At 69.5% G+C, this 18408-nt stretch carries 12 protein-coding genes and 2 pseudogenes; 9 read left to right on the forward strand and 5 right to left on the reverse strand.

The features are described 5' to 3' along the window. Position 1: 1 nt before the first annotated feature. A complete protein-coding gene (locus tag CF165_RS39265) occupies positions 2-1882 on the reverse strand; it encodes a glycosyl hydrolase family 8 (protein WP_240521985.1) in 1881 nt (626 codons plus the stop codon). Positions 1883-2163: 281 nt separating this feature from the next. Here CF165_RS39265 and CF165_RS39270 point away from each other — a divergent pair, with 281 nt between their 5' ends. The 5 genes from CF165_RS39270 to CF165_RS54130 all read left to right on the forward strand — a co-directional run bounded on the left by CF165_RS39270 (position 2164) and on the right by CF165_RS54130 (position 12576). Then, positions 2164-5661 carry a glycosyl hydrolase 2 galactose-binding domain-containing protein gene (locus CF165_RS39270; RefSeq protein WP_240521986.1) on the forward strand — a complete coding sequence of 1166 codons (3498 nt, stop codon included), beginning with the start codon at positions 2164-2166 and terminating at the stop codon, positions 5659-5661. 79 nt (positions 5662-5740) lie between these two features. Next, positions 5741-7363 carry a beta-N-acetylhexosaminidase gene (locus CF165_RS39275; RefSeq protein WP_093952676.1) on the forward strand — a complete coding sequence of 541 codons (1623 nt, stop codon included), beginning with the start codon at positions 5741-5743 and terminating at the stop codon, positions 7361-7363. A gap of 40 nt (positions 7364-7403) precedes the next feature. Beyond that, the gene (locus CF165_RS39280; protein WP_093952677.1) at positions 7404-8780 is read left to right on the forward strand and encodes a ricin-type beta-trefoil lectin domain protein; all 1377 of its coding nucleotides are present in this window, start codon (positions 7404-7406) and stop codon (positions 8778-8780) included. Between the two features lie 55 nt (positions 8781-8835). Then, a complete protein-coding gene (locus CF165_RS39285) occupies positions 8836-9996 on the forward strand; it encodes an ROK family transcriptional regulator (protein ID WP_093952678.1) in 1161 nt (386 codons plus the stop codon). Positions 9997-10059: 63 nt separating this feature from the next. Continuing rightward, on the forward strand, positions 10060-12576 hold the full coding sequence (locus tag CF165_RS54130; protein WP_439098540.1) for an endo-1,4-beta-xylanase: 2517 nt from the start codon (positions 10060-10062) through the stop codon (positions 12574-12576). 279 nt (positions 12577-12855) lie between these two features. On the opposite strand, the pseudogene CF165_RS54135 reads toward CF165_RS54130, so the two are convergent. Both CF165_RS54135 and CF165_RS51400 read right to left on the reverse strand, forming a co-directional pair. Continuing rightward, positions 12856-13035 (reverse strand): annotated as a pseudogene (locus CF165_RS54135) (IS256 family transposase); the annotation flags it as partial. 816 nt (positions 13036-13851) lie between these two features. Then, entirely contained in the window at positions 13852-14010 is a 159-nt protein-coding gene (locus CF165_RS51400) for a hypothetical protein (RefSeq protein WP_158226885.1), read from the reverse strand. A gap of 232 nt (positions 14011-14242) precedes the next feature. Here CF165_RS51400 and CF165_RS39305 point away from each other — a divergent pair, with 232 nt between their 5' ends. After that, positions 14243-14983, forward strand: coding sequence for a hypothetical protein (locus CF165_RS39305; protein WP_093952680.1), 741 nt, complete (start codon positions 14243-14245; stop codon positions 14981-14983). 268 nt (positions 14984-15251) lie between these two features. On the opposite strand, the gene CF165_RS39310 is transcribed toward CF165_RS39305, so the two are convergent. Then, complete coding sequence (locus CF165_RS39310; protein WP_240521987.1) at positions 15252-15488, reverse strand: TetR family transcriptional regulator C-terminal domain-containing protein; 237 nt, start codon at positions 15486-15488, stop codon at positions 15252-15254. Positions 15489-16057: 569 nt separating this feature from the next. Here CF165_RS39310 and CF165_RS39315 point away from each other — a divergent pair. Both CF165_RS39315 and CF165_RS39320 read left to right on the forward strand, forming a co-directional pair. Then, entirely contained in the window at positions 16058-16429 is a 372-nt protein-coding gene (locus CF165_RS39315) for a YciI family protein (RefSeq protein WP_093952682.1), read from the forward strand. Next, positions 16426-17622, forward strand: a complete 1197-nt coding sequence (locus tag CF165_RS39320) for an RNA polymerase sigma factor (RefSeq protein WP_158226886.1) — start codon at positions 16426-16428, stop codon at positions 17620-17622. The genes CF165_RS39315 and CF165_RS39320 overlap by 4 nt, the downstream gene beginning before the upstream one ends. Before the next feature lie 39 nt (positions 17623-17661). On the opposite strand, the gene CF165_RS52940 is transcribed toward CF165_RS39320, so the two are convergent. Continuing rightward, complete coding sequence (locus tag CF165_RS52940; RefSeq protein WP_240521988.1) at positions 17662-18150, reverse strand: SRPBCC family protein; 489 nt, start codon at positions 18148-18150, stop codon at positions 17662-17664. On the opposite strand from CF165_RS52940, the pseudogene CF165_RS39330 reads away from it, so the two are divergent. Next, positions 18076-18339 (forward strand): annotated as a pseudogene (locus tag CF165_RS39330) (GNAT family N-acetyltransferase); the annotation flags it as partial. The gene CF165_RS52940 and the pseudogene CF165_RS39330 sit on opposite strands and share 75 nt — an antisense overlap. Between the last annotated feature and the right edge of the window lie 69 nt (positions 18340-18408).

Genomic DNA, 18408 nt, shown 5'->3' on the forward strand with positions numbered 1-18408 from the left:
GTCAGGTGGTCCGGAGGGTGACGTTGGTCGGTGCGACGTACTGCTTGCCTTTGGTGTACGTACCGTTGAACGTGACGATGAGGGTGCCGCCGGCGGCGATGGTGGCGTCCGCCGCGGTGTTGGTCAGGGTCCAGTGGTGCGCACTGGAAGTGACCACGGCGTTGGCCGCGCTCGTGACGGTCATCCGGCCGCTGAGGTCGAACTGCACGTTCCAGCCGTGCACGTCGGCGCCGGAGTTGTTGGTGATGACGGCCTGGTCGGTATAGATGCCGGTGCCGGTGTCGGCGGTCTTGGTGACGGTCACGGTGGTCCCGCCACCGGTTCCACCACCGGTGGTTCCGGTGACCGGACCGCTGTGCGGCGATTCGAGGCCGGCGGCGTCGACCGCCGTGACGGTGTAGGTGTGGCTGGTGCCGGCGGACAGCCCGCTGATCGTGGCCGTCGTTCCCGTGGGGGTGGCCACCACCGCGGAGCCTTCGTAGACCTTGTAGGACACGGCCGGGTCGGTGTTGTCCTGTTCGGTCCACGACAGACTGATGCTCGAGTTCGTGGTGCCGGTCACCGACAGCGCGGCCGGTGCGGCCGGGCCGGTGCCGCCGCCGGGCGGTCCCGTGGGGGACCAGTAGTCGCCGGCCATCACGATGTAGACGAGCATTTTGATGGTCTCGCCGTAGTACGGGTCACCGAAGGGGTTCGTGGCCAGTTCGTTCCAGATGGCGTCGGTCCACGCCTGGTCGCCGGCCGCCATGGCGGCCGGCCCGATCGAGTCGCCGGCTTCTTCGGCCTGGGTGTCGGAATGGCCCGACCCGTCGGTCGGGTGCGGTGTGCAGTCGAGATTGGTGTGCGGGTAGACCTTGGTGGGCACGCCGCCGGACTGCGCCTTGAGACAGGCCGATTCCTTGGTGGCCAGTGACAGTTCGACGGCGGCCGTGCTGCCGTTCAGCAGCGCGTCGGTGCCCAGGTGCCACGGCACCCGGATGGAGTTGTAGCCGACGATGTTGTCCGGCTGGTTCTCCCGGTACTTCGCCGGCGCCGGGGACGGGCCGCCGGTGTCCGCGCCGAGCACGAAGTCCGACAGCAGCCCGGTCGTGGGGGAGTACTTCGCGGAGAACGCGGTGTCCACGGCTTCGGTCCGGGTGATGACCTTGTTCCAGTCGTGCGCCTTGTCGTACGCGGCGAAGGCGCGCAAGTGGTCGTACATGTGGTCGGAGGGCCGGGTGACGTTGTTGTCACCGTCGTCCTCGGCCTTGAGGTGCCCGTCCGGAGCGACGTCGGCGGCGTAGAACTTCGCCAGCCAGTCCGTCGCGGCGGCGGAGTAGCCGCCCCACTGCTTGTCGGCCAGCAGCAGGCCGTAGCCGATGTCGAGGTCGCCGTCGGTCGCGCTGTCGGGGGTGCCCGAGTCGGCGTACTTGCAGGTCTTTCCGTCGAGCTGCCACTGCATCATGCCCTGGCCGTCGCGGTGGGTGCTGACGAGGTTCCAGAGCCCGTCGAACTCGGCCTTCGCGTTGACGTCGTAGCCGGCCATCAGCGGCACGATGTTCATGCCGTAGCCCTGGCTTTCCGAGACGGGGCCGTTGTTCGGGGCGTCGTCGTCGCCCTTGGTCGAGACGTAGTACTGACCCGCCGCGCACCCGGCGACGAGGTAGGTGGCTTTCCAGGAGTCGTACTGCCGTTCCACCGCGGTGTCGCGGGCGGCTTGGCTCGCCGAGGGCAGGACTCCGGTCGCGTAGGTGACGTGGGCGGGGAAGGGATGGTTGACCGTCTCGAATGGACTCCGGCTCGCGGCGGCGTCGGCCGGGCCGACACCGGCCGTCGCGGTCACGGTGATGAGGGCGAGCGCCACACCACCGGCACGCGCGGTCCTTCTGCAGCGTTGTGTCATGCCACTCCCTTTCCGTTAGGAAACTTTCTTTACGATTGGCGACATGGTATCCGGGGTGTGCGCTTCCGGGCACGGACCGTACGAAGATGTGGACATTCACATGGCCTCCACACGGTTCTCACATCCCGCGCACACGCCGACGATGTGACTCCGATGTGAATGCGTTGTGAACCCCCACATCTGGTGCTCGCCGTCGTCGTGCTGTGCGAATCTCGGCACGTGGCCCGTGCCACCGCCTACGCCGCAGAGCCCGGTCCAGCCCGTCACGTTCTGGAGGCAGCATGCGAAGAAAATTCCTGGTGCTCTCGGCCGTAGCCATGCTCGCGGTAGCCGGACACACCGCGAGTGGCGCCGCCACGGCCGGGCCGTCGGCGCCGGTGCCCCGGTTCGCCGCCGGTGCGGCACACGGGCTGTCCACGCTCGGCGCCACTGGCTGGAAAGTGCTCAGCAGTGCCACCGCGGGCCAGGGCGGCCAACAGATTTCGACACCGGGCTTCGACACCGCCGGCTGGCTACCGGTGACGCCGGACGACGCCGGAGCGCCTGGTACCGAGATCACCGCGCTCCTGCAGAACGGCAAGTGCCCCAACGTGTTCTTCGCCGACAACATGAAGACCTGCTTCGGCACCCAGAAGAAGATCGGGCCGGAAACGGTCCCGCAGTTCATGGTTCCGTGGTGGTACCGCACCGACTTCACCCCCGGACTGCAGGCCGGCCAGACCGCGAGCTTGGTCGTCAACGGGATCGTCGGCCAGGCCGACGTCTGGGTCAACGGCAAGGAGGTCGCCACCCAGGCCACCGTCACCGGTGCCTACACGCGCTTCACCTTCGACGTGACGAGTCTGATGGTGACCGGCACGAACTCGGTGGCGCTCGAGGTCTATCCGAACGACCCGTCCAAGATGCTCACGCTCGACGACGTCGACTGGAACCAGATCCCGCCGGACAACAACACCGGCATCCACTTCCCGGTCCAGTTCGACGTGGCATCCGCGCTGGGCATCGGCAACGCGCACGTGGTGCAGAGCACCAGTGCCGACCTGAGCAGTTCGGCGCTGACGGTCAAAGCCGATGTCACCAACAACTCGGCCGCCTCGCAGACCGGTTCGGTGACCGCGACGGTGACCCCGCCGGGCGGCACGGGCACGCCGATCGTGGTCCAGCAGCCGGTGACGGTCGCCGCTCACGCGACCCAGACGGTGTCGTTCACGCCGGGGCAGAACCCGGGCCTGACGATCGCTCACCCGCAGATCTGGTGGCCGTACCAGCTGGGCGCCCAGCCGTTGTACACATTGGACACGGTGCTCGCGCAGGGCGGCGTCGCGACCGGCTCCACCCACGAGACGTTCGGCATCCGGACGGTGACCTCGGCCCTGGTCGGGAAGTCCGCCGGGGCGCCGAACGGCGTACGCAGCTTCAGCGTCAATGGCAGGCCGGTCGTGATCCGTGGCGGCGGGTTCGCCGAGGACCTCTTCCTGCGCTACTCCTCGTCCGGCATCGCCCGGCAGATCGCGCTGATGAAGAACCTCGGTATCAACCTCGTCCGGATCGAAGGGCACTTCTTCCCGGACGACTTCTACCAGCAGATGGACGCCGCCGGGATGATGGTCGACTCCGGCTTCCAGTGCTGCGACGCCTGGGAGAACGACAGCCCCGGCGCGGCCGACCTGGCTGTCCGGAAACTTTCGTCTCTGACGATCGCCCAACACGAACGCAACCACCCCAGTGTGATGTCCTTCAGCTGGAGCGACAACGCGCCCGGCGCCGCCGAGGAGGCCGGCACGATCGACGCGTTCGCGCAGGCCGACTTCGCCGTGCCGCTCATCGCGTCCGCCGAGTACAACAGCAGCCCGAAACTCGGCGCGTCGGGGGAGAAGGAAGGCCCGTACGACTACGTGCCGCCGAACTACTGGTACGACACGAGCCACTTCGACAAGTCGGACTCGACTCTCACCAACGCCGGCGGGTCGTGGGGCTTCGACAGTGAGCAGAGCGCCGGCAACACCGTGCCGACGCAGGACTCGATCAGCCGGTTCATGTCCGCTTCGGACCAGGCCGCCCTGTGGCAGAACCCCGGTTTCAACCAGTACCACGCCAACTACGAGGCCGGGCACGGCGGCTACAAGTTCGGCACGCTCTTCGTCTTCGACCAGGCGCTGACCAGCCGCTACGGCACCTGGTCCGACCTGAACGGCTACGTCGAGGAAGCGCAGGTGCAGAACTACGAGAACACCCGGGCGCAGTTCGAGGCGTTCATGGACCACTCGACCAACGCAGCGGCGCCGTCCACCGGCACGGTCTATTGGCAGGTGAACAAGGGCTGGCCGACCTTGCTGTGGGACCTGTACAACTACGACGGTGACCAGGCGGGCAGCTTCTTCGGTGCCAAGAAGGCCAACGGGACACTGCACGCGCTCTACGCCCTCGATAACAACACCGTCACTCTCGACAACCTCGGCGGCACGACGCAGAACGGCCTCACCGTGGAGTCCAAGGTGTACGACACCGCGGGCACCCTGCTCGACGACCAGCAGGCCACGGGCCTCACCCTGAACAGCCAGCAGGTGCGCAACGCCGTGCTCACGCCGAAGGTGCCTGCCGCCACGACACCGCCGGCCGCGGCGAAGACGTACTTCGTGGAACTGCTGCTGCGTCAAGGAAACGCTGTCGTGGACCGCAACGTCTACTGGCAGTCCACCCAGCAGGACGTCGTCAACTGGGCGTCCACACTCGGCAACCCGCAGGCGTCGATGACGCAGTACGCCAACCTGCAGGCGTTGAAGTCGCTGCCGCAGTCGGCGGTCGGCGCGGTGGCGAGCACGCGAAGCCTCCCGGGGCCCGACGGCGCGGACACCGTCAGCACGGTGACGATCACCAACACCAGCAAGACGCCGACCGTGGGCTTCTTCCTGCGCGCGGACGTCCGCCGCGGCAACCCGGACGGCACGGAGCAGCCGGGGGACAACCAGGTGTCCTCGGGGCTGTGGGACGACAACGACGTCACCTTGTGGCCGGGTGAATCACAGACGTTGAACGTGTCGTACCGCGCGGCCGACCTGCACGGCGCGACGCCGGTGATCAGCCTGTCGGGCTGGAACGCGGCCAAGATCGACGTACCCGCGCCCGGAGGCTCCAGCACTGCGCCGGCGACGCCGGTCGATCCGACCGCGTCGGCGACGTCGAGTTCGACGATCGAGGTGGGCTGGACGGAGCCCGCCGGTGCGGATCCCGCGGTGTCGTACAAGGTTTACGAAGGCGGCGCCGTGGTCGCGACGTCGACGACGACCAGCGCCACGGTGAGCGGGCTGGCCGCGGGGAGCACGCACGCGTTCACGGTGACGGCGCTGGACGCGGCGGGCCACGAGTCACCGCCGAGCGCGCCGGTGACGGCGACGACGCCCGGCGGTGGCACCGTGTCGGTGACCATCACCAAAACGGCCGACACCGGGAGCACCTACGCCGACACGGCGACCATCACGAACAACTCCGGCAGCGCCGTCAACGGCTGGAACCTCCAGTTCGACCTCGTGGGAAGAATGACCGTCACGAGCGCGACGGGTGCCACCGTCACCTCGAATGCCCACCACTGGACGCTCACGAGCATCGCGTCGGACGCGGCCATCCCGGTCGGCGCGAGCATCACCGTCCAGTTCGGCGGCGGTTACACCAAGGGCAAGCCGTACCAGCCACCGGTCAACGTGACCTTCACCGGCCAGAGCGCGCTCGGCGGGGCGACGTCGGCGAGCACACCGTCGCGGACCCGGTTCCACCCAGTGTGACCGGACCTCGGTGACGCACGTCATCGCCGTCGGTGTGCGTCACCGAGGTTCATGTCCGTCCTGAAGGGAGCGACAGAGGATGATCAAGCTGAAATCCGCGGTCGCGGTCGCGATCGTCGCGCTCGCCTGGGGCGGCCACGCCGGTGCGGCCCGGGGCGACGTCGGCGGGACAGCGCCGCCCGTGACCGGCATGAACGCCCTGGTGCCGCAACCTGTCACCGTTCAGCCGGCCGCCGGAACCGGCTACCCGATCACGGCGAGCACGACCATCCAGGTCGAGGCCGGGTCGGCGCCCGTCGAAGAGATCGGCATCGAGCTCGCGAGGGTTCTCCGCCGCTCGACGGGCTACGCGCTGCCGGTCGCGGCCGCGTCCGCCTCCAGCCGGGAAGCGGCCACCGCCGACGGGATCTCGCTGCTGTTGTCCGGGGCGGGCGCCGAACTCGGCGACGAGGGCTACCTGCTGGACGTGAGCGCGGGCGGCGTCGTCGTCCGCGCGAACCAGCCGGAAGGCCTGTTCAACGGTGTGCAGACGCTGCGCCAGCTGCTGCCGGCGGCCGCGGACAGCGCCACCGTCCAACCCGGACCGTGGCCGGTGCCCGCCGGACACATCGCGGATCACCCGCGCTTCCCCTACCGCGGCGCGATGCTCGACGTCTCCCGCCATTTCTTCCCGGTCGCCACCGTGGAGCGCTACATCGACGAGATCTCCCTGTACAAGGTGAACCGCCTGCACCTGCACTTGGCCGACGATCAGGGCTGGCGCATCGCGATCACCAGCTGGCCACAGCTGGCGGCCGTCGGCGGCAGCACCGCGGTCGGCGGCGGCCCCGGCGGCTATTACACGCAGGCCGACTACCGCACGATCGTGGACTACGCGCGGGCGCACTACGTCACGATCGTGCCGGAGATCGACGGCCCGGGGCACACCAACGCCGCCCTCGCCTCGTATCCGGCGCTCAACTGCACAGGAAAGGCGCCACCGCTCTACACCGGCACGGATGTCGGATTCAGCTCGCTGTGCGTCGGCAAGGAGATCACCTACACCTTCCTCGACAACGTGCTCGGCGAGCTCGCCGAACTCACCCCTGGCCCCTATCTGCACATCGGCGGCGACGAGGCTCAATCCACCAAGGCGAAGGATTACGCGACCTTCGAAGGCAAGGAACTGCCGCTCGTGGCCGGGTACGGCAGGGCGGCCATGGCCTGGCACGACATCGCCGCCGTCACCCCGCCGACCTCCACCGTGCTGGAGTACTGGGGAACGACGACGTCCGAGCCGAAGACCGCGGCCGCGGTGGCGCGGGGGAACAAGGTGGTGCTGGCCCCGGCGAACAAGGCGTACCTGGACATGAAGTACAGCCGCAAGACCAAGCTCGGGCAGAACTGGGCCGGCTACATCGAGGAGCAGACGGCCTACGACTGGAACCCGGGCTCCTATCTCGGTGGCGTCGGGGAATCGGCGGTGCTGGGCGTGGAAGCGCCGCTGTGGTCGGAAACCCTGGTCACCCTCGCCGACCTCGAATTCATGGCTTTCCCGAGGCTGCCGGCCATCGCCGAACTGGGCTGGTCGCCGGCGGCGACGCACGACTGGACGTCGTTCCGGTCACGCCTCGGCGCGCAGGGGCCGCGCTGGACGGTGCTGGGTATCGGCTTCTTCGCCTCGGCACAGATCCCCTGGGCTCCGGGAACCCGCACCGGCTGACGCGTGCCCGGTACGCAGAACCGTCGACTATGGAGGCATCATGAGACGTGCGACCGTTCCGTCCGCGGTGACCGCGGGCATCGTCCTGGTGTGGATCACGGCACTGGCGGCCGGGAACACGACGGCGTCCGGGGCGCCCCCGCCGGCCGCCGGGACACAGCAGGCGTTCCTGACCCTCTACGGCTGGTGGGACAACACCCCGCCCGGCGGGGACATCGCCTATCCGCAGCTGCACAAGACCGCCGGCGGCACCGGCACCTACGCCGACCCGATCACGTTCGCGACCTACACCGGGGAGGTCAAGCCCGGCGGCCGGATCTTCGTACCCCGGGTGGGCAAGTACTTCATCATGGAAGACGGCTGCGACGAGTGCAAAGCCGACTGGACCGGCAAAGGCCCCGACGGGGGACCGGGGCTGTGGCACTTCGACATGTGGGAAGGCGGCCAGGGCGGCAACCCCATCAGCGCGATCGAATGCGAGGACGCGCTGACCGACTACAACGCCGACAACACGCCCCACCTCGAGCCCGTCGTCGTCGATCCGCCGGCCGACGAAGCCGTCAACACCGAGCCGATCTTCGACAGCGGCTCCGGAAGGTGCTTCGGCGGAGCAAAGCCCGTCATCACGGTCGGCCAGTACAAGAACAACGCCACCGGCCTGTGCCTGGACGACCCGGGCGACAAGACCACCGCCGGCTGGACGCTGGCGATGGCCGCCTGCGACGGCTCGCCCGAGCAGCAGTTCACCTTCGACGGCACGTTCCTGAGCATCCACGCGGTGGCCAACCAGCAGGGCGCCGTCTGCGCGGACGCGAAGAGCGGTCCGATCGTGTTCAAGACCTGCACCGGCGGCCCGACCCAGCAATGGTCGGCCAACACCAACCTGACGATCTCCGACATCCAGACCGGAAAGAAGTGCTTCACGGTGTCGGGCACCAGCGTGACCGCCGGCAGCTGCGCCGGCGCCGCCGCCCAGTGGACTTTCCCGACCGCGACGACTCCGCCCCCGACCAGCACGACCCCGACGACCACCACGACGTCGCCGCCCGGCGGCACCTCGTACGAGGCGGAGAGCGCAGCTCTCGCCGGCGGCGCGACCGTGGCCTCGTGTCAGCAGTGTTCCGGCGGCAAGAAGGTCAGCGGCGTCGGCCGCGGCGGAACCGTCACGTTCACCGGCGTGGGCGAGCCCGCCGCCGGTGACTACCCCATGACGGTCTTCTACCTGAGCGGCTCCGCGGCCCGGTCCGCCGTGGTCACGGTCAACGGCGTCGCGCGGACTGTGGAATTCCCGCAGACCAACGGGAGTTCGGTCGGCAGTGTCACGGTGACGGTTCCGTTGAACGCCGGCACCGGCAACGCCGTCTCCTTCGCCAACCCCACCGCCGCGAGCCCGAGTCTCGACCGCATCGTCGTCTGAATCTGGTAATGGCACATTACTAGACTTCGTAATAGGTCGTTACTAGAATAAGGGTGTGCTGAGTGGCGTGGTGACCGGTTCCCTGGTCAGAGAGGTGAACCTCCAGGTCGTCTACCGGGCGGTCCGGGAGGTCCACCCGGTGTCGCGTGCGCAGCTGGCGCGCAGGCTGGGCACGTCCAAGCCGACCACCGGCCGGTCCGTCGACGCGTTGCTCGCCGCCGGGCTGATCCGCGAGGCCGCCCCGCCGGCGGACGCGACAGGCTACGGCGCGGTGTTCTTCGAGCCTTGTCCGGACGCCGCCGTCGTGCTCGGCCTGGACGTCGGCAGCAGGTACGTGCGCGGCCTGCTCGTCGACCTGGACGGTGTCCAGCTCGCCCGGGCCGACCTGCCGCTGACCGCGGCCGGCGGCCCGGCGGTGCTGGCCCGTGCCGTCGAGGTGCGAGACCGGCTTCTCAAGCAGGCCGGGGTGGCGGACGTCAGTGCGGCGGCCGTCGGGATGGGCGGCGTGATCGATCCGCGCACCGGCGAGGTGCGGGTGGCGAACCAGCACGAGCTGAACGGGTTCGCGGCCACCGCCGAATTCCATGCCGCGCTCGGTGTGCCGGTCGTCGTGGAGAACGACGTCAACCTGGCCGCCGTGGGGGAGGGGGCCCACGGTGCCGGTGCCGGTGTGCGGAACTTCGCGTTCCTCTCGGTCGGCAGCGGCGTCGGTGCCGGGCTCGTGCTGGCGGGGGAGTTGCACCGGGGGCAGCACGGCGCCGCGGGCGAGATCGACTACGTCCGCGCGGACCGGGAGTTCGACCCCCGGAGCCCGGCCGCCGACGCCTTTCTCGCGCACGCCGAGCAGCGGCTGGCCCGCTCGTCCGGCAGCAGCCTGCGGAGCCCTGTCACCGCGGAGGCGGTCATGGCCGCGGCCCGGACCGGCGACACACTTGCCGTCTCGCTGGTCCGGCTGGAGGCCGCCCGGATCGCCAGGGCCGCCGCCGGGCTGACCCGTGTCGTGGACGTCGAACTGATCGTGCTGGGTGGCGGCCTCGGCCTCAACGGCGACCTGCTGCTGGAGCCCGTCCGGGCTGCCCTGGCCGAGCTGACCCCGTACCCGCCCAGGGTCGAGGTCTCGCGGCTCGGGGCGGCCACCCTCACCGGCGCGGTGGTCGTGGCCCTGCGCGCGGTGCTCGAAGACCTGGTACCCAGCCGGGTGGCTGCCGCTGGGTGAGCAGGATCCAACCGGTCAGCGTGCGGCCGCCGCCCGCGCCCTGGTGATCTCGTGGAGGAATCGATGAGACTGGGAATTCGCACGGCGGTCTGGACGGCGCTGCTGGTCGGCGCGAGCCTGGTGCCACCCGGAGCGGCGTACGCGGCATCGGCCGATCTGCTCGCCGGACACGACTGGGCGCACTTCTCCGGTGCCGAACCGACGGCGGCCGGGGTGAAGATCACCCCGCTGGACCGCTGGGTGACCACGCCGGAAGGCAAACGCCTCCAGCCCAACCCGCCCGCCAACCTGGCCGGTCCGCACCTGAACGTCAGCGGTGACTTCGGCGTCGACGCGCTGATGTCGGTGACCGGCGCCAAGTCCGCGTACCTGCAGCTCTACGGCAGGCTGCCGGTGATCTACGACGAATGGCGGCAGGAGCGGCCGAGCGTGCGCGTCGGGGTCGTCGGCGGGAAGCTCGAGGTCGCGGTCTGGGACGGCGGATCCGACAAAGCCGTGGAGACCAAGTCGTTCGGCTCCGGTCTCGCCGGCGACGTCGCCGTGTCGATCAGCCGCAGCGGCGGCAAGGTGACCGTCTCCGCCGGCGGCAAGCAGCTCGGCAGTGTGGGCGAGCACAGCGCGTTCTCCGCCGGCACCGTGTGGTTCGGCGCGGACGCGCAGGTCGGCGGCGGCTGGACGCTGCGCGCGTTGACCGTGTCCGGCAGCGCGAAGATCGTCGACGCGCCCGCCTGGGCCCAACAACAGTCGAGCACGTCGTTGCGCGCCAGAGCTTCCGCACTGCCCCGGCCGGTTCGCGTAGGTTCCGCCATCGCCAGCACGCCGCTGGTCGACGACGCCGCCTACCGGGCGATCGCCGGGCGCGAGTTCGACGCGCTCACCCCCGAGAACGACATGAAGCCGGAGTTCGTCCAGCCCTCGCGCGGGGTGTTCGCGTTCGCCGAGGGCGACCTGCTGGTCGACTTCGCGCGGGCGAACGGGATGGCCGTGCACGCCCACACCCTGGTGTGGTTCGAGGCCCTGCCGACCTGGATGCGCTCGGCGCCGGACAAGAACACGGTGATGCTCGACCACATCAAGGCGGTGGCCGGCCACTTCGCCGGCCGGGTCGCCGAATGGGACGTCGTCAACGAGCCGATGAACGAGGACAACTCCGACGGCCTGGAACACAACCTCTGGTACCAGGCGATGGGTGCGGCCTACATCCCGCAGGCGTTCCGGGCGGCCCGGGCGGCCGACCCGGCCGCGACCTTGTACCTCAACGAATACGGCGTCGAACAGAGCGGCCCCCGCTGGGACGCGCTGTACAAGCTGGTGAAGCAGCTGAAGGCGGACGGCGTCCCGATCGACGGCGTCGGGATGCAGAACCACGAGTACGAAAAGGGCGACCGGACCCCGCCGGAGACGTTCCGCAAGCACGTCCAGGCACTCGCCCGCGCTCGGGCTGAAGGTCCGGGTGTCCGAAATGGACGTCGTGTCCGGCGGGGACACGACCATGCAGGCCAAGGAGTTCGCCGGAAAGCTCGCCGTCTGCCGGGACGAGCCGAACTGCACGACGTTCGGGATGTGGGGGTTCACCGACCGCTACGGCTCCACGGCAGACACCGGGCAGTACCCCCTCACCGTCGGGGACGCGCTGCCCTGGGACCAGAACCTCAAGCCCAAGAAGGCGTACTCGGCAATGCTCGCCGAGCTGAACTGACCGGAAGGAGCGAGATCATGCCTGCGTTCCCTACCCGTTCACGAGTTCTGCTGGTGGTTCTCGGCTGCGTCCTGTTCGCCGGCGTGGTCCCGGCCGCCTCGGCGGCCGCGGCATGGACCGTCCTCTGGAGCGACGAATTCGACGGCCCGGCGGGCGCCCTGCCCGCGGCGGCGAACTGGATCTTCGACACCGGACACTCCTATCCCGGCGGCGCGAGCGGCTGGGGCAACGGCGAACTGGAGACCTACACCAAGGACCCGGCGAACGTCAGCCTGGACGGCACCGGCGCTTTGAAGATCACCGCGACCGAGGACAAGTCCGCAAAGTGGGCGTCGGGCCGGATCGAGACCCAGCGCTCGGACTTCCAACCGGCGCCCGGCGGGAGCCTGCGCGTCGAAGCTCGCTTGCAACTGCCCGATGGTGGTGGCTCCGGCTACTGGCCGGCGTTCTGGACCCTCGGGGCGCCGTTCCGCGGCAACTACACGAACTGGCCACAGGCCGGCGAGATCGACGTCATGGAGAACATCAACAGCCAGAAGATCGTCCACGGCACCCTGCACTGCGGCAAGACGGAGTCCGGCGGACCGTGCCGTGAGGACACGGGACTCACCGGCCAGACCACGCTCGCCACCGGTGGATTCCACACCTACGCGGTCGAGTGGGGCCCCACGCGGCTGCAGTGGTTCGTCGACGGCGTGCCGTACTGGACGGTCACGGAATCGACGGTGGGTAGCTCCACCTGGAAGTCGACGTTCGGCCACGGCTATTTCGTGCTGCTCAACCTCGCGATCGGCGGCGACTGGCCGGGCAAGCCGACCAAAACCACCGTGGCCGGGAGGTCGCTCCTGGTCGACTACGTGCGGGTCTCGCGCAGCGGCTGAGCGAAGACGACGGCGTGGCCAGTCCGGCGCCGGAGGGATCTCTCCTTCGGCGCCGAACCGGCTGTGGTCGGTCGCGGGCCTTCCGTGCGTTGGGCACGATATGGACGAGACATCGTCGGCTGCGACCCGGTGGGTGCGTCGGCCGGTTCCGGTCTCGATGAATGCCGGCCCGGAAGGGAAACCGCCGCCATTCGTACGCCTGCTCCACTGCGTGACCACCACACTTCCGGTGGCGTCGATGGAGCACGGGGGACCGGCGAGAGCGTTGGTGAACGTGCCGTGGTCGGTCATCTCCTCGTTCAGCGCGGTTCCAGCCCGTTCTTGGTGAACAGCTTCAGCAGGCGTCCGGGCCGGTCAACGCCAGCCCGCGGGCTTTCGCCTCGGCCACCATCGCCGCCGCGGCGGCCTGCTCCGGCGACAGCTCCGCGCCGGGTTCGACTCACTCTTGCGTGGACTCACAAGGTCCCGATGTCATCACTCACAGTGCCCGGCCCGCCGGACCTCGGCCCGGCGGGCCGGGCCGGAAACACCAATCTTGGAACGGTCCCAGCCATAGGTGCAGCCACTGCGCGGTGGTGATCATTGCGGGCGATGGATCGCTTCCGCTGGGATTGCAGAGGTAGTCGCGGGCTTGCTGTGCTGCCTGAGGCATCGGCTGTCGAGACGCCGTCCTGCATTGTCGCGGCAACCACAACGCTTGTACACAGCTACTGACGGTCGCATCCCGCCTCGCCGCATGCCGGAACAGGTCGGCTGGCCTGGCTGCCGCACCACGCCCCGAACGTCCACCTCCTTCGGGGCGCCGCGAGCGCGGCGCACCTGGCAGCCGTAGCCAGCATCGCCGCCTCCGGCATCGTGTTCGACGACGACGCCCTGGCCGCGCTGGACGTCTTCCCGAGCCGCTCGACGGGCGCCGGCCGGGGCTGAGGGTCAGGCGCCCGGGGTGATGAGAACGGGGAAGTTACGGTCGACGACGCAGAGGGCCGTGGCGGCCCACATCGCGAGCGAGCTGCCCACGCACCTGACCCTCGGGGTGGATTCCGTCTGGGCGGAAGCTGTTCCGGTCGCCCCGAGGAGAACTCCGGTCGTCAACACCAAGGCACCGATCGTGGCAGTGATGCGTCGCATGGCGATACTCCTGTCCTAGAGCCGGTTTCCGTTGTGCTCGTGCCTTCGGGGAGTGCCCCGGAACCGGTGTGGCGGAACGGATCCGCGGCCCATGGCACCGTCTTGGGTGACACCCACTGGAGCCTCACCAGTCACCGGAAGGCCCGCTCAGCCGGGCGTCTTCCAGAAGCGCTGCATCGCCTCGGCGGCGGGCCCGGGGTTCTGGACCGACCACCAGTGCCGGACGTCCTCCGTGACCTCGGTGCCGGCCTGCCGGGCGACCCACCGCTGGATCGCCAAGGCCGCGATCACCGGGGTGGCGCCCATCCTTTGACTACCCTGTGCATCAATAGATGAACACTGAGTACGCGATGTGCGGGGCATGACTACTTGCTCGGCACTGCGTAGGGAGTCCTCGTCCTCAAGCTGGCTCTGTTCGGCGAACAGCCGGGACACAGTGGACGTACTCGTCTGATCGTCGCTGGGGCGGCAGGGTAGGCGTCACGGCGTTGCGGGCACGGTCAACGGCGCCACCGACGACCTCCGGGCGGCGCAAACGGTGCAGCAGGCCGCGACCGGCGTGGACCTGCGGCACCCGGTCCAGGCCCTCAACACGGTGCTGCCCGCCACCCAGCAGCGTCCCGCCCCGGTCACCGACGCACCTGCCCCTGCGGTGCTGCACACGGTGCCGATGCACCTGCTCCAGCACGATCCGGCGCCGAGCGCCGAGGTCTCCGGCGACCTGCCGGAACAAAACCTCAACGCGCCGCTGGGCAGTGAGCTGGATGCAACCGACCTGCCCGTCCTGCCGGCCACCGTGCCGCTGACGGCGACGCCGGACACAGTGCCGGACCGGGCCACGATCACGCCGGTCGACGGCCCGCTGCCGGTGCTGCCGCTGCACGGAACCGTCTCCACCCAGCCCCTGAACCTCGATGCGGGCACCCGGGTCACCGGCCTGCACACCTCCACCGCCCCGACCGGCGCGGTTCAGCCGGCAGCGCCGGTCCAGCCGCCCGCGACGCCGGCCTCCGACCGGCGTGCGGACACGCCCGCGGCGGGGCTGCCGCTGCTGGGTGGGCTGCTGCCGAGCACCAACGGCCTTCTCCCGACGCGGTCGCCGGCGCTGAACGGGGTGTCCGACGTGACTCAGCTGGTCTCGCTCACCGGGCTGACCCAGCTCGCCGGGAGCACACCGCTGACCCACGGCGGGCGCTACAACACCGGTGCGGTCGCCGCACCCCTGACCCAGCACGGTCCGGGGACCCTCGAGTCGGCGACCACACTCCTGGGCAAGTAGCAGCACAGCTCACCCACGTTCAGGGCCGAAAGCACGCACGCTCTGGCCCTGAACTCTGCCTATCGCAGAACAGCGCCTTGCACCTACTCGCCGCGGCGAGTAGGTAGTTCCTCGGCTGAGCTGGCGCGGCGCGCCTATGTCACGCCCCAGGTCATTCGTCGCTCGCGGGTGAGCTCGAAAGCCGCGGTCTGGTGACGATCCGCCCGAGCCCGGTCAACCGGCGCGTCCTCGACGCCCGACGGCGACAACGCCTGACGGTGGTGCTGTCTTAACGCACGGTGCGTGTCGATTGCGGACCGGCGCCGAAGAGCCGGTCGAGGTGCCGTCGCAGCACCGCTTCGGCTTCCTCGACCGTGCGTTGTCGGATCAGGATGCTGGTGCCGAGGCCGTGGTTGAGCGCCAGCAGGTGCGCCACCTCGGTGGCGACATCCGTACCCGGGACAAGGTGGCCGTCAGCCGCCGCGCGCGTCAACGCGTCGAAGAGCTGCCGTTCAAGGTCGTCCACGCCGGAGATTACTGGCCGGCCTCGTCGAAGCCGAGCGCCAGCTGGACCGAGGGCGGCGTGACATGACGACCGAGATGTCGAGCATCACCGTGTGTCGGCCCCACCAGTCACCGAGCCGGCGGTCGACCTGTCCATCCTCGGACTGCTGCTTGACATCAACGTCGGCCAGCACGCCGACTGCCGATCTTCGCCAGCCTCGCCACCCTGGCACCCAACGTGGCCGACCCCATTGGTCGTGGTGTTGGTCAGTGGACCGCACGAGGCAGGAAGGCAAAGCGCACCGCGCGGTGCACCAGAGACCAAGCCCAGGCGCACGACTCGGGTGAGCAAGCCAAGGACGACGTCGGATCCGACGACAGCGCTGCTGCCGTGACGCCGGCAACATGATCACGGAGGGCGACCATCCGCCGCTGCGGTCACCATGCACCTTCTTCGTCTTGGTTGATCGTCGGATGGGGCAACACGGCGTTGTACCGGATTTCTTGGGGTGTGGTGTCGATCCGGGTGCGGTCCGTTCGTGGTGAGGCGAGGATGCGGGATAGGCCCGCCGAGCACGAGGAGAAGGCATTATGACGCGTTACTTGTTGTCTGTGCACAGCCGCGAGGGCGAGGTTCGCGAGCCGATGACGGAGGAGCAGATGCGCCAGTCACATGCGCGTCTCGGCGAGATTGAGCGGGAGATGGCCACGGCGGGTGCCTGGGTGTTCTCCGGCCGTTTGCACGAGCCGGACACGGCCACCGTCGTGCGCGAGTCCGGCGGGGAACTGCTGACGACCGACGGCCCGTTCGCGGAGTCCAAGGACCATCTCGGTGGCTTTTATGTTATCGAGGCCGCCGATCTCGACGCCGCACTCGGCTGGGCGGCCAAGGTCACCGGCTGCATCAAGGTGCCGATCGAGGTCCGCCCGTTCGCCGCCTTCGCCGAGGAGCCGATGGCTTGACCGGCGTGGTCGACGAGGCAGCGGTCGGCCGGATCTTCCGCGAAGAGTCCGGCCGGTCCGTGGCCGCCGTCATCGGCTTCTGCGGTGACATCGACCTGGCCGAGGACGCCGTGCAGGAAGCGTTCGCCCTTGCCCTGCGCAAGTGGCCGCAGGACGGTCTGCCACCTAACCCTGGTGGCTGGATCACCACCACTGCCCGCAACCGTGCCCTCGACCGGCTGCGTCGCGACGCGCGAGGACGGGAACTGCTCGGCGAGATGGCCGTGCTCGCGACTGAGGACGACCTCGGGGAGGTGGACGTCGTGCCGGACGAGCGGCTGCGGCTCATCTTCACCTGCTGCCACCCGGCCCTGTCCCCCGAGGCGCGGGTCGCGCTCACTCTCCGTCTGCTGGGCGGCCTGTCGACCACGGACGTCGCCCGCGCGTTCCTGGTGACCGAGGACGCCATGGCGCAGCGCGTGGTCCGTGCCAAACGCAAGATCAAGGCCGCCCGGATCCCGTACCGGGTGCCGGCGGCGGAGGAACTGCCCAGTCGGCTGCGGTCCGTGCTGGCCGTCATCTACCTCGTCTACACCACGGGACTCACCCGGCCCGGCCTCTGCGCGGAGGCGATCCGGCTGGCGCGGATCCTGGTCGGGCTCATGCCCGACGAACCCGAGGTCGCCGGGCTGCTCGCCTTGGTGCTGCTGGTCGAGTCGCGGCGCGCGACCCGGATACGACCGGACGGCTCGCTGGTGCTGCTCGGCGAGCAGGACCGCAGATGCTGGGATCGCGCCCTGATCGAGGAGGGGCAGGCGATCGTCCGCCGATGCCTGCTCCGCAACCACCCCGGCCCTTACCAGATCCAGGCGGCTATCAACGCCGTGCACGCCGATGCCGCGACCGCCGCGCAGACCGACTGGCGGCAGATCCTCGCCCTCTACGACCAGTTATTTGCCATCGCGCCCACCTCGGTCGTGGCGCTCAACCGCGCCATCGCCGTCGCCGAGGTCCACGGTTCGGCCGCCGCACTCGCCCTCGTGGACGAGCTGGATCTCGACCACTACTACGCCTTCCACGCCACCCGAGCCGACCTGCTGCGCCGGCTGGGTCGCGACGACGACGCGCACGCCGCCTACCAGCGAGCGGCCACCCTGGCACCCGCGGACGCGGAACGCGACTTTCTCGGCCGCGGCGGCCGAGGAGCCCGCTGAACCCCCCTTGGACTCGGGGCAGCTCAGCGGATTCGTTGGTCAGTCCCCTGGTGAAGGGGTAGTTCGTTCCAGTAGTACCTTCAGGGGCGCCAGGTCTTTGCGATTCGCACGCCGCATCGCCGCGGTCATCAGTGGCGCGCTGATCGCCGAGAAGCCTTTCGGTTCGCCCCGGTTGCGCAATGTCATGTGAGGGCCGGTGTTTCCGTGTACGGCGAAGGTGTAGGTCGTCTCCATCGGGAACGGGCCCTGGGCGGTGCGAATGGTCAGCCGTTCGCCGGGGACCAGGTCGACGATCTCGTAGGTGTAGACCAGTCGGCGTGCCAGGAACCGCGCGACGAACGCCCGCCAGGTACGGCGGCTGCGGGCCGCCGGCGAACGTGCCGCGCGCCTGCGAGAGGTCGACGAAGTTGACGCCGGCAGCGGTAACCCGGAGCAGGACCTCGCCCGGGCCGGTTCCTGCTGCTGTGCAAGCGCGCGACCGCCACGGTCATCTCGGTCGACCCGGCCTGCTGCACCGGCCTTCCGCACGCCGCCGACGCTGTCATCGGGATGCTGGCGCCCCGCCCCTGCTGCCCGGACAACCTGCCCGAGGACGTCACCGTCCGCCCGCTGCGCCGTGGTGACTGGGAAGCGGTCCGCCGGATCTACGGCCAGGGCATGGCCACCGGCATCGCCACCTTCGAAACCGAGGTCCCCAGCCGCGAGGACTTGCACGCGTAGTGGCTGCATCGTTGGGTCGCCGAGTTCGCGGGTTCGCCTCGGATGCATCGTCGCCATGAGCATGGA

This window comes from Amycolatopsis vastitatis (assembly GCF_002234595.1).
GTDB classification, from domain to species: Bacteria; Actinomycetota; Actinomycetes; order Mycobacteriales; family Pseudonocardiaceae; genus Amycolatopsis; species Amycolatopsis vastitatis.